Below are 10818 nucleotides of genomic sequence, written 5' to 3'. Positions count from 1 at the left end.
GGATTATAAATCATGTCAGATAAGCCTACTAGTAACGATAATATCAAGAATGCTTTAGAGTCTCTTGAGAATACAACAGAAGCGCCTTCAAATGATAGAGTAACGGGTGTTGAGGTCTTAAAAGGCGATACGGTAATGTATGAAGACGGTGACTTTGAAGATTACAATGCGGAAAAACAGGCTGACTCTACCAAAGACGATGAATCTAACAAAGACGATGAATCTAACAAAGATGATGAATCTAACAAAGATGGTGAATCTAACAAAGATGATGAATCTAACAAAGATGATGAATCTAACAAAGATGATGAATCTAACAAAGATGATGAATCTAACAAAGATGATAAGCATGGTATGACGATAGCCAATATCTATCAATGGGCGTCTAAACTTAAGGATGATTTTATCTCTGATAAAGAGGGGAAGTCTGATTCCAATGACAAAGAGACATCTAGTAAATCTGATCAAGATGACAAGCACAGTGCAATAATAGCTAATATCTATCAATGGGCGTCTAAGCTTAAAGATGATTTTACCTCTGAAGCCTTTAGTATGACGCACGAAGTTTCTGAAAAAGCGGTTGCTATGATGCTTAATAGGCTTCTGGACGCTGCAGAGGCTGAGCTAAAAACCTTTGATAAGAACGCAGAAGACTCTAAAGAGCCAGTGCCCAATGCTACAGACGAACGTAGTAAAATTACTGATAAAAAAGATAAATACCAAAGTATGCTCGACCAACTACGAGGCTAATTAGCACTTTACTTTAATTTTACTTAAGGACGTTGAGATGAAGATAATAGAATTAAACGTATCATGACGTACAGGTCTTCTTATGGCGTCCTTAGCCGCTATTATGAGCATAAGTGCTTGTGGTAGTAAAAAAGAGGACGCTAGTACTCAATCAGGCGACGCCATAGGAACCACTCAAGGTTCAGAAGTTGAAGATGCAGCCTCTCAAGAGGGTACGCTGTCACCGACAAACGATACTAATGTGGATACTGTTACAGACTCTACTGCTAATTCTAGTGATGGAACAGGCATAATGAATCAGTCAGGGTCTACATATAGTATGGGTAATGATGAGCCAGACAATCATACTGACGAGAATCCAAACTTAGATTAAACAGCGGCAGACGGTGTGCAGTAGCATTCTAAATGATTATAAAAAGACGGCGCAACCTATACAAGTACGCTGTCTATATAGTTCACAAGTATTTTTTAAAATTAAATGGCTTTAACACGCTGAGTGCTAATCAATAAGAAAAAATTAATAAGTTGCCGTGAATAAAGATAAAAAGAAAGTAGATTGGTGATTTATAAGATTAGGCTCAGTGATCCAATGTTAGGTGTTTAAATAAAATGCCTAGCATTGGATTTTTTATTTTTTCTTGATTAGTTATTGCTTATTCTCCCGTCAGGCAGTAAAAAGCGGTATGCAGCTTTCTAGGAAAATTCCATGTTAATAGGTTTAACAATACTTTCGTGTCTTCAAATCAGTGATTTTGCTGTCTAAATATATCATTTTGATCACAAGAATTATTTGGTGGTGTTCTAAAAAGTATGCTGGCGATAGAAGTCCATAAGAAATCTATGCTAAGTTCTCTGATTCTATAGGGCTTTCAAGGCTTCAAAAATTGTTCAAATTTTAATCAGCATACTTTTTGACACACCACCAATTATTTTAATACTCATATTTTTAGTATGTAATCTGTTCGTCAATGAGTATAAATAAGATTGTATCAAAGTCTATTAAACAAGTTGGTATAGTTAAAAATTATGATTCAATACTTGAAAAAGTATTTCGTTATCAGGTGGGAGTGAATGCGTGTCTAATAAAATAAGTAAAGAAGAAGCTGCCTTTGCAAGTTTGCCACTTAACATTCAAAATGCCCTAGAGCAAAAAAATAGAATAGTATTTATCGCCAATAATCCGTCTATTAGCACCACGCAACTTGAGCAGCTGTTGGAACCTGATGATGTTTTAGTATTGTTTAATTATTTCATACACGCCGATTTTTTTGCTAACCATCCGTTAATTAGTAAATTGCCTAAATTATTATTTTTTCGGCAGATTGGCGACAGTAAACTGCATTTTGGCTTGCCACCTAGAAGTAATAACGTAGCAGTAATGAAGAGAATGGCAAAGGCTGCACCATTAGGTATATTGCTGAGCAATCAGCCTTACCAGTTTCCGTTACCAAGTGATGATCCAAACCCTGACTATGATCCTATTACTTCTGACCGAATACTCATTATTCCACCAGTGGTGGAAGAGTTATTACAGAACGATAGCTACCATAGAGTACTGTCCGAGTGTCATCCGGTCGTTGCTGATTACCCTTACTTTGGCGATATTCATTCGTCAGCACCGTCGTCCGGGTTTTTGTTATATCGATTGCTATTAGCCGCTCGAGAACATCTACAGTTGGTGCAAGAATCAGATCTGCCACTACAACTATTAATGATAGGTTTTAATGATAATGATAAGACTGCCCATTTTTGGCACGGGCATAACTGGGGTTTTGAGCGCCGCGAAATGAGTGCGCCGCCGCAAAAAGTAGAGGTTATTCGTCAGTATTGAGCATTAACTAAAAATTTAAACATAGGGTGCATTAGGGCAGTGTGCTTGCTCTATCTCATGAGCGCTAGGTTTTCGTAACACAACTATCGGCGTCGACTGTACCACTGTCCAACAAATAAGTCCTATATTTGAAAATTGCTTAAGCCACCCCTCCATTGGCCAGTGCTGCCATTTCTCATAAAAACGATTGGCATTGATGACAATGCTATCTAGATGATTAAGAGGTGGCCGATAGACGCTATGCTGCTGATGGTAAACAATGTCAGCCGTGAGATAAAAGTCGATATCTAATTTTCGCGCAGTAAAAGCAAAATCAGTATCTTCGGCGCCATAACCGATGTATTGAGTATCAAACCCACCTATATGCTCAAACTGTTGGCGTTTAATAGCAAAGCATAAACTCCAAAACGCACCGTAGTCATCGGTCTGCTCAATAACCGTCTGCTTTATTGATGTGGCAATGTAGTCGGCCTCATTAAAATTATAACGATAAGGGTTATAAACAGACAGTTTATTTAAAAAGCAGGTGGTTAGTGAACGATTTTCTAACTTTAAGCTTTCCATATCTGACAAAGGTCGCGTGAGATAGCGCGGTTGACCCATGAGTAAGGAGTTAGGATATCGTTGTAATTTAGCGATTAATTGCTCAATAAACGTCGGTGCTACTATACAATCAACATCTAAAAAAATGAGTGTGTCATGAGTAGCATGCGCCGCGCCGATATTACGATTGTGCCCAATATCAAAACCAGCTTTATTTGATATATTGACCGCTGCTTCAATGGTGGTAGGAATTTTTAAGATATTTAAAGAAAATTCAGCCAAACGTTTGGAGTCTGCATCGTCATTGACAATAATGACCTCATCTGGCTTTACGCTACCGTTCATAAGGCTGCTAAGTAGATTATAAAGATGGCTATTGCGGCCGTAACAGGTGGTGATAACCGTTACTGGCACATGGTCAGTACCATCTTTAGCAGTAGACATGGATTTTATGCTCATCAGTCGTCACAGCCTCTTTATCATTTTGTTTTTTATAATGCGTTTAATATTATTGAGAGTTTGTTTATTATTGTTGAAGTTATTAGTAGTCAGGATTTAACTCAAGTTTGGGAAGTAACCACTTTTCGAACCAAGCTTTGGTCGTTGGATATTCAGTCGTACTATCCATAAATTCTTGGGCACCAGTTAAACAGTCTTTGTTGCGATATGCGTTACTAGACTTTGACACTGACTTGGGCTGTACTTTATTTGCCGATTGTCCATTCGGGTTAGTATGAGTTTGTTTATGAGACAGCAAGGTTTTAAATTGCTGCCAGCTCAATGCGCGTTCTTGGTTTATTAATGCTTGCGCCATCACTTCTTGCTCTTGATGCGGACGGTCATCAGGCAAAACCACGAGTGTCGTACCATAATCATAGGCTTGCGCAACTGCGTTCAAACCACAGGCCATCAGTAGATAATCACTATGTTGTATAAACGGTGTGACATCATTTACTTGCGCAGCAATATCAACGTGGCATCGCATGTCATCGTTTATAGGACCAAGTGATATGATAAAGGCGTTGGGTAATAGGCGGCGCAACTCCGGTAATTTCATGTCAATGGCCTCATGTCCGCCGTAGCCCTTAATAACGGTAATGATAGTAGGCGCATCTTCTTCCCAGTCTTTTAGATTTAAAGTATTTAACTTCTCTAGTATTTTTATGAACTCATGATAAGTTAGCTCTTTTTGCTGCGCAGTATTAATAAAATCAAGGTATAGCGTTTTTTTACCTACCCATTCAGGTGTCATAGTAGCCTCTAGTAGACGAGGATAAGGGGCTAGTAAGGCAAGAGCGCCAGCAAAGGCATTGAGATGCGGGGTATCATCACGAATACCAGGAAGTCTGATATAAAGATAAGGAATACTGGCAGCGCGGCAAAGCATCGCCACTTCAACACTCACATCAATAATCATCAAATCAATTTTACACTGATAAATTGTATCTAGTATTTGATGGCTGCGCTTTTGAATATTGCTATTACCGACAGGCGAGTAATGGAGGCTGTCTGGTTGCCAATGTTCTCCTGCGCGCCCTTTTAGCACATCATCTGCACACTCATCTTCTGCTTGCAGCCTTACAATTTGTGTTTCATCAACAGCGGTAAAATTATAATCATCTCGGCTTAAGCTCGTAAATACTATTAACTGTCTTTTTGCATCCACCGGTAATAGCGCCGCAAGTTTATCAATTTGACGGCAGTGTCCTGAGCCGTGATGATGTGCGTAGTAGCCAAGACGCATATTCAATGCTCCTCAAGGTTCATAATGATGGAGCGATCGCTTGAAGTATGGTTTAATTTAAGATTTGAACTCGTTGACGAATTTAACTTATCATTACGGGTAAATGAACTCTGTGCCAGATGTTCATTTCGTGAATTATCAAAGCTCTTTTTTGCCTGTCTTTCTCTTACTGCCGCTTTATATAGTGCAAGATATCCTTCTACCATCGCTGATACTGAGCAAAACTGTAAAGCACGTTCGCGGCAAGCCTGACGCGATATGTGTTTAATCTCAGAAAAAGCCTTTATAAACGCCTCTTTATCTTCCTTAGCAACGATAATACCTGTACTAGGCGTGACGATTTCAGCGCTTGCACCCACATCAAAACCAATCACCGGTGTGCCACACGCCAAGCTTTCAGCTAGTGTCAGTCCATAAGGCTCATCCCAAGTGCTGGTAAATAGCATGGCAGTTGCTCGGTGTAAATAATGATTTACATCTTCCTTAATCACATGACCGACGTAATCAAACAGCTTTTTCTGACCATTTTGACCGTCTTGAGATAGTAGAGTTGCCACCTGTTGATCAAAGTACTCTTCATTACTTTTAGGTCCGGCAATAATGAGTTTTTTTCCAGCTGCCATACAATAATGCATGGCCAAATGCGTGCCTTTTTCGGGACAGATACGTCCGTACCAAAAATAAACCTCGCCATGCTCCCTAATTAAACTATCCGTAGGCTCAGTATTAGCTATAAAGGATTCAACATCGATGCCGTTATAAACGACATGTGAGGGAACGAACTCAGAAAAAAGCCGCTGTTGGTGTTTGCTGATGGCGGTAAACTGGGTGCTTGTCCCATGACGTAACGTCAGAAGCGCCAGACGCAACTGCGGAAAAATAGGCGTATGAAAAGTAGTGAAAAATCGAGCACCAAACGCTTGACCTGTCATCATCGGTATATGGTGTAGACTGTGATTATGCACGATATCAATTTCACTGCGTGCATCACGTTCAATAATGTCGCGCAGTACACGTTGATAGACCAAGTACTGGTACATCTCCTCTCGGCTCATGCCTAGCGCTTCATGTTCATTATCATAGACAGTGGCATCAAATTCAGCTCGGGTTAGCATTGGAACTAAGGTTGCTTGCGTTCGACTGTCTTTGCTGGCATAAAGCAGTACCTCATGACCTTGAGCAACAAGCTCATCACAGATGAGTTGCGTAATCATCTCAAGTCCACCTGCGTAAGGCTGAGCAATAGGATATAAACAGTGTGCAATGATTGCTATACGCAATGGTTTATTGGTTATTACGATAGAGCGTTTATTATTAGCATCAATAGAGCTTACATAGCCAACAGAAAGAGCGAAAGACATATAAACCTCAAATAAGAATAGCGATTATTTTAAATTGGCAAGAACGACAGGTTTTTATACACACAAATTATTAAAAATATTTCTATAACATCGGTTTTCAAAAATAGATCATGTTTAAGATCAAGAATTAGTAATTTTTTTGTTTTCAAATACCGTTTCAATCTTAGACGGTCTTAGCGGTTTGTTTTGTTTTCTAGCCTGCGCGACCGCAGGTTTAGACTTGATACTAATGCTGTTAAGTTTTTGCTCTGTAACAGCAAAGTTATCAAATGCCACTTTTGCTGCAGCGATTTTTAACAGGCAAATCACCAAAGCACAGACAAATAATACTGGAGCATAAAGAGGGGAGAAAGGCGCTACTACAAGCGCTGTAATAATATTGAGGACCAAAAGCAGCTTGGGTAATGCTGCTATATTTGCTTGCCATAAAGAGTGACGAGTATGAATATGCTCATGCTTTGGCGTGCATATAAATGGTTTTTCACTCCCCCATATAACGGGTAACCATGATAGCGCCCCAAGTTCCCAAAAATTCAAATGCATCAACCATGCTCTCAAACGCATTTTCATAGTTGATTGATAGTTTTTATTCACTTGCTTATTAAGCGGCGACTGATCCTGTAAGTATGCCCATAAACGCCTAACAAGAAAAACCATATAACTTGCATATACAAGGTATAAAGGCATAAGTAAAAACAACTCGTTTTTAATATCAAAAAGTGTAGGAGCAAAGAGCGTACTTGAGATAATGAGTAGTGTACAGATTTGCAGAAAAATAAAGAAACCAGTGAGGTTTACCCAAGCGCTGAGTTGAGAAAAGTGTGCACGCGCATAGGCTAGGCGTTCGCAGACACCTTTTGCTTTTGTGCTATTGAAAGTGGATTCATTAAGAGGGCTAACAGGAATCGACGTTTGACTTCTCTCCACACATTGTTCGTGCATTGAGGACGTAGCTATCGAGAAGTAGTTGTTTATTACTTGCATATTCCCATAGATCCAGCGTCGACGTTGGGACATTAAGTCATTCAGCGTATTGGGTAATAAACCGGTGGCAATCACTTTGGGTATGAATTGACTACGCAAACCTTGTTGGTGCATCAGAACACCCATCTGCGCATCTTCAGTAATCGATGCCCCTGACCAGCCACCTAAGCTTAAAAGATCTGAGCGGCGTATCACCGCATAAGTTCCTGTTGATAACGCACGCTTGCGATTAAAAGGACGGTACAAGTGCTGATTGAAATAGTGGTTTAATTCGCTATGAATATCTATTTGTCCAACGTTACGGTAAAACTGTGGAAACTGAAGTAGAGTGTGAGCAGGATACTTTTCGATAGCGTCAGCTATCGATACTCTAGCGTGTGACAATGCCTGATAATCACTATCAACGACGACAATATGCGTACAATCTGGGCTCATTAATCCTAATGCTAAATTTAATGCACCCGCTTTAAATCCTTCTACCTCGTCAATATGATAAAAATATACCTGTAGCTCAGGATCTAAACTGGCACAAAATGCTGCCAATGGTTTATACATGGATGTGTCAGTATTATTATTATCAATAATAATAATTTCATCGCAGTCTTTTTTTATCGAAAGGAGGGATTGTATAGTGGCAATGACTAGTTCTGGTGGCTCAGCACATGTCATCAATTGAAAACTTAAAGCAGCCGTAGCGACTTGTAAATGGTTTTTTTTTACGTCATTATCTACAGGATAGCTATTTATAGTTTCCCACCCTTTTACATACTCCAAACCTTCTTTAGTACACATTCCATTATTGATCGCCATAACTCATCCCTATTTACGGTTCAAACTTTGCTATTCCATTAGAAATAATAGTAATAACTACAAGCACCAATATTACCTGATACTTATTAGTAGTATATTTACTTAGTGGGATATAATAGCTTAAAGCATGATAAGAAATTGATGGATAAGTGTTTAATAATTCTTAATAGTGTAAGGCTAAGTAATTTGTGTAAGAGTAAGTAATTTATATAAATCTTTAGCCAATTCAAGTGCCTGTTTAATCTATGCCGTCGCTTCTGTAGCTAACCTGAGTTTTTTGGAGAAAAGGTCAGAGTTTTTTAACTAGGGCTAAGGATTTATTAAAACGTATGTTTTTAACTAAATATAAACACCTTTAAGATACGTATTTGCTTAGTTAAGTCTTTATAAAATCGATACAACCCATATCATAAAATAGTTTAGGCAGATTATTCTCCATCCAGCCTTGGCGTAGAAACTTTGCCTGTGCCCATTTCTTTTCAAACCCCGATATTAACAACATTACCTAAGACAATTAAACTTCATGCCTAAGTTCTACATGCTATGTAAATAATAGCATGTAGTGCTTTCTACACCTATCAAGGTAAAATTAATTTATTAGATGTATAGATCTTACTGATACTTCGAACACCACAATAATGAGGTGTTTATTACCTAATAAGTTATAGTTTAAATTGATATTTAGGTGGTGTTCTAAAAAGAATGTTGACTATAAGAGTTAATAAGAAATTCATGCTAAGTTCTTTGATTCTATAAGGCTTTAATGTTTATTTAAATTTTTAATCAGCATGCTTTTTGATACACCACCCTTTTTCGATATCATGGTCGCGAGCAACGGTCAAAAAATTCCCAGCCACTGATGACTTGGACGGCTGTCCATGTAGAGGGTAGTCGTTTGCTGCTTCAATCAGCATAAGAATGGCTCGCTCTTTAATTTCAGGTGTGTAGTTTCGTGCTTTCATCGTCATGTTCTCTAAGAAAGTTAATTCTCCGATAATCCGGGCGCGGTTCACTCGTTTTAAGCTTTTTTAGCGCAAATAGGGTTGTCTAGCCTTCATTTTTTCATCGAAGTGTCATATCTGCTAGATAAACTGCTGACCTACGCAAGATAAGTAAGTAAACGGATGATTATAAGCGATTAGGTGAGTGGATATGTTAGAGCTAAGACACGTTACAAAGAGATATGATGACAAGGTGATATTCGAGGATCTTTCACTCAAAATTAACAAGGGCGAGATAGTTTCAATCTTAGGGCCGTCCGGCTGTGGCAAGACTACTTTACTGCATATGATTTTGGGTTTAACTGATGTTAGTGGCGGCCGCATTGCCTATAACGGCGAAGATATTACCCGCGTTTCTATGAAACAAAGAGGCTTTAATATTGTCTTTCAGGACTATGCGTTATTCCCCAACCTTAATGTCAAACAAAACATCGAATACGGTCTGCGTAACAATCCTAATGTGAGTACACAACAAGACGTCGATGAGCTGATCGACTTATTCGATGTTAAAGCGCATCTAAGTAAGCGTATTCATCAGCTATCAGGCGGTAAAAAGCAACGTGTCGCGCTGGCACGTACGTTAGTCATGAAGCCCAAAATACTACTGTTAGATGAGCCTTTGTCGGCATTAGATGGAGTGATTAAAGAAACCGTCAAAGAGCGTATTCGTGAGATTTCGGTACGCTATCAGCTGACTACTTTAATTGTCACCCATGACCCAGAAGAGGCGATGACGCTATCAGATCGCATCCTACTGCTATCAAATGGCAAAGTAGCGCAGTTCGCTGAACCCGCTGAAATCATACACAATCCCGCCAGTAATTTTGTCACCAACTTCATTCTAAATCAGCTCAATATCAAACGTCGCAATATTTTAAGCTTATTTGCCAACGGTATATCTGAAGCTGATCCGCTAAGTAAATACACTCAAACCCAAAACTATGGGCAGTATGAGGCTGATATTAGCCCTCGTCAGGCTGATTCTAAAGCTATCCCTATTAATGATAAGCAAAAGTCAAAAGATACTGTGAAAGGCTGATTTTGTAAAAGCTGACAATGACTGAATTGGCAACTGAGATAATGACTATAAATGTCATTCAGTAAAAACCTGACCATTTGATTGTTTTGGACGTTTATGAAGCTTAGTAATCCACCCCAAGCAAAAGTCATTTGGCTATTTGTGACGATTTTATTCATCGCCTTTCTATTTGTACCTTTAGGTAAAATGCTGGCGTTATCATTAAATGTCGGCGATGGCATTGGCCTAGATAACTATAAGAGTATCGCAAGTAGTGATAGTTTTAAGCAGGTGATGTTTAATAGTTTTTTTGTGGCGACAGTAAGTGCTCTGAGCGCCACCATGCTCGCTTTGATCTTAGCTTATACCGTGCACTGGACCAAACCCCAATATTAACAACATCACCTGAGAAAAGTAAATTTCATACCTCAGCCTTTTACGCTATACAAATAATAGTATGTAGAGTGTTTTCGACTCATCAGAGTAAAATAAATTCATGACATATGGAGATATTATTGATATTTTGGATACCATAGTATCGGCGGGTATGCCACCTAATAAGTTATAGTTTAAATTAATATTTGGTCTACTCTAGCATTGAATCATTCTTCGCTATCAATGTTAATTTTAAAACTATACCTTAATAAAAATAGACAGCAGATCAATTTTTTTAAATTATAGTCTCCCAAGTTAATGTCTACGGATGTGACAGCAGAGGTCAGTTAGGCCTGGCGGTCTAACTTAAGCAAACAGTCTCCGATATAGTCGGGGCAGTT

The 10818-nt window shown here is 38.9% G+C and carries 10 protein-coding genes; 5 read left to right on the top strand and 5 right to left on the bottom strand.

Annotated features, from left to right (window positions below):
• The first annotated feature begins 12 nt into the window (after positions 1–12).
• From JMW39_RS00215 to JMW39_RS00205, 3 genes are all read left to right on the top strand, one after another.
• Complete coding sequence (locus tag JMW39_RS00215; RefSeq protein ID WP_201542935.1) at positions 13–750, top strand: hypothetical protein; 738 nt, start codon at positions 13–15, stop codon at positions 748–750.
• 82 nt (positions 751–832) lie between these two features.
• Complete coding sequence (locus tag JMW39_RS00210; protein ID WP_201542934.1) at positions 833–1123, top strand: hypothetical protein; 291 nt, start codon at positions 833–835, stop codon at positions 1121–1123.
• Positions 1124–1825: 702 nt separating this feature from the next.
• Positions 1826–2581 carry a hypothetical protein gene (locus JMW39_RS00205; protein ID WP_201542933.1) on the top strand — a complete coding sequence of 252 codons (756 nt, stop codon included), beginning with the start codon at positions 1826–1828 and terminating at the stop codon, positions 2579–2581.
• A gap of 15 nt (positions 2582–2596) precedes the next feature.
• Here the strand turns inward: JMW39_RS00205 and JMW39_RS00200 are convergent, their stop codons facing one another.
• From JMW39_RS00200 to JMW39_RS00180, 5 genes are all read right to left on the bottom strand, one after another.
• Positions 2597–3568: a glycosyltransferase family 2 protein gene (locus tag JMW39_RS00200; RefSeq protein ID WP_201542932.1), complete on the bottom strand. Its 972-nt coding sequence runs from the start codon at positions 3566–3568 to the stop codon at positions 2597–2599.
• A 97-nt stretch (positions 3569–3665) separates the two neighbouring features.
• On the bottom strand, positions 3666–4868 hold the full coding sequence (locus tag JMW39_RS00195; protein WP_201542931.1) for a hypothetical protein: 1203 nt from the start codon (positions 4866–4868) through the stop codon (positions 3666–3668).
• Between the two features lie 2 nt (positions 4869–4870).
• A complete protein-coding gene (locus JMW39_RS00190) occupies positions 4871–6229 on the bottom strand; it encodes a glycosyltransferase (RefSeq protein ID WP_201542930.1) in 1359 nt (452 codons plus the stop codon).
• A gap of 120 nt (positions 6230–6349) precedes the next feature.
• Positions 6350–8023 carry a glycosyltransferase family 2 protein gene (locus JMW39_RS00185; protein WP_201542929.1) on the bottom strand — a complete coding sequence of 558 codons (1674 nt, stop codon included), beginning with the start codon at positions 8021–8023 and terminating at the stop codon, positions 6350–6352.
• Positions 8024–8802: 779 nt separating this feature from the next.
• A complete protein-coding gene (locus JMW39_RS00180) occupies positions 8803–8985 on the bottom strand; it encodes a hypothetical protein (protein WP_201542928.1) in 183 nt (60 codons plus the stop codon).
• A 190-nt stretch (positions 8986–9175) separates the two neighbouring features.
• Here JMW39_RS00180 and JMW39_RS00175 point away from each other — a divergent pair, with 190 nt between their 5' ends.
• Together JMW39_RS00175 and JMW39_RS00170 are read left to right on the top strand one after the other, a co-directional pair.
• A complete protein-coding gene (locus JMW39_RS00175; protein ID WP_201542927.1) occupies positions 9176–10063 on the top strand; it encodes an ABC transporter ATP-binding protein in 888 nt (295 codons plus the stop codon).
• Between the two features lie 96 nt (positions 10064–10159).
• Positions 10160–10438, top strand: a complete 279-nt coding sequence (locus JMW39_RS00170) for a hypothetical protein (RefSeq protein WP_201542926.1) — start codon at positions 10160–10162, stop codon at positions 10436–10438.
• The last annotated feature ends 380 nt before the right edge of the window (positions 10439–10818 follow it).

Origin of the sequence: Psychrobacter immobilis, assembly GCF_904846175.1 — a bacterium.
Lineage (GTDB): Bacteria > Pseudomonadota > Gammaproteobacteria > Pseudomonadales > Moraxellaceae > Psychrobacter > Psychrobacter immobilis_E.
The sequence above is the reverse complement of the archived record's forward strand: the minus strand, read 5'-3'. Positions and strand labels throughout refer to the sequence as shown.